We start from the raw sequence: 1,676 nt of genomic DNA, 5'->3' as shown, positions 1-1,676 counted from the left end.
CACATCAATTAAATCCATATTTATAAACCTCCTATCCAGAAGTTGAGGCGTGAAAAAATCTTTTGATTATCCCTACCTTAAACAAACAATCGCGCCTCGACCTCTGTAAATTGACAGAATTGTCCCTACCTCTTGGGAGCAGAATCAGTCCCTTGGGGAGCCGGAACCGTCGGTGTCACGGGTACAGTACCGGGAATCGTAGTACCGGGAATCGTGGGATTAATCTCTGGTTGTCCCGGAGCCACCGGCAATTGCGGCTGACCCAGATTGTATGGATTGGCTGATGGACTGGGTGGCGCATAAGGATTATAAGGTTGGATAGGAGCGTTGCCGGAATAGGGCGCTAAACCGGGACTAGGAGCCGTAGGAACCTGCGTATTAGAGCCAGCCGCCGCATCACCGGAACCGGGTAGAGTCGCTAAAGACACGCGATCGCCTCCCACATCTCTTAGCAAATCCAGTACCTGGATGACATCGTTGTAACTTGCAGTCCGAGAAGCGTACAGCACCATCAATCCATTTGGATTTGTCGAGCGGTAATTCTGCAAAGACTGAGTCAGCTGATCTTTTGAATTGATCTGCTGCTGTTCCACATAGATTTGACCAAAATCATCTAAGCTCACCATCAACATCTCTCGCATCTGCGGAGTGCCACTACTCGCTTTGGGCAAGTCTACGCTAATTGCTTGCTGACGAGTTAATTGCAACCCAGCCAACAGAAAGAAAGTCAGGATACAAAAGATGACATCTATTAGAGGAACAATCTCAATTCGGGCGTCATCACCCGGACTATCTAAGTTAATCTTCATAAGTTCAAACAACAGGGGAATTTAAAAAGTCATGAGTCCTTAGCCCCTAATTCTTCGCTACTGACTAATAACCCATGACGAATGACCAATGACCAATGGCTTCTAGGATTCAGCCGTATCTGAAGTTTCTACTTTCGCCTTCATCGGATGACGATCGATACCAAGTTTGGGCCATTCCTGGCGGTACATTAACTCCAGCTCATTTCCCGCTCTCCGGAAAATTTTGACTTGGTTAAACAAAAAACCTTGAAACAGTCGATAGAAGACAAGGCTGGTAATGGCGACTATCAGCCCAGTTGCCGTACTGATCAGAGACTCGCTAATCCCTAAAGTCACTCCAGCGGTTGAAGACGTTCCGAGATCGCCGAGGCGAATCCCACTCAGGGATCTGATCAATCCCAACACAGTTCCCAGCAATCCTAGTAGAGGCGAAAGGGCAATCACCGCTTCTAAGATTTTATCGCCCTGGCGCATTGAAGCTAATTCCTCGTCTGCGGCTGCCTCCAGTGACAGCCTAAACATTTCTGGATCGGGGTTAGAGAGTCGTAAGGGAGCATACAGATAACGCCCTATCGGCTGTTTTCTAGCTTGGTGAGCAATCTCAGTGGCAACTCCCCAGTTGCGAGTTGCTGCTTCTAGCACCCGATCCACAGTTTCTCTTTCTTTGGTCAAGATTCTTGCCCAAAACCACAGGCGCTCAAAAATAGTGCCTAGAGACAGCAGCGATAAAGCCAGCAGAGGCCACATCACTGGTCCACCTTTCTCGATTAGTTCTTGAAAAGTCACGGTCGATTCTTTCCTCCTACACTCCCCAAGCTTTTAATTTTCTTTAACAACTTGAAGCCATTCCAATTTTAGACAAGCATT

The 1,676-nt window shown here is 47.6% G+C and carries 2 protein-coding genes; both read right to left on the bottom strand.

The window, feature by feature from the left end:
- Positions 1-125: 125 nt before the first annotated feature.
- Positions 126-809 carry a biopolymer transporter ExbD gene (locus H6F50_RS07365; protein ID WP_190427993.1) on the bottom strand — a complete coding sequence of 228 codons (684 nt, stop codon included), beginning with the start codon at positions 807-809 and terminating at the stop codon, positions 126-128.
- 102 nt (positions 810-911) lie between these two features.
- Positions 912-1,595 (bottom strand): MotA/TolQ/ExbB proton channel family protein, encoded by a 684-nt coding sequence (locus H6F50_RS07360; RefSeq protein WP_190427991.1) that lies wholly within the window; start codon positions 1,593-1,595, stop codon positions 912-914.
- Positions 1,596-1,676 lie beyond the last annotated feature (81 nt).

This window comes from Coleofasciculus sp. FACHB-712 (assembly GCF_014695635.1).
Lineage (GTDB): Bacteria > Cyanobacteriota > Cyanobacteriia > Cyanobacteriales > FACHB-T130 > FACHB-T130.
The sequence above is the reverse complement of the archived record's forward strand: the minus strand, read 5'-3'. Positions and strand labels throughout refer to the sequence as shown.

Coding starts and splice junctions, on each gene's coding strand:
- H6F50_RS07365 (WP_190427993.1), bottom strand. CDS start 809: ATGAAGATTAACTTAGATAGTCCGGGTGATGACGCCCGAATTGAGATT.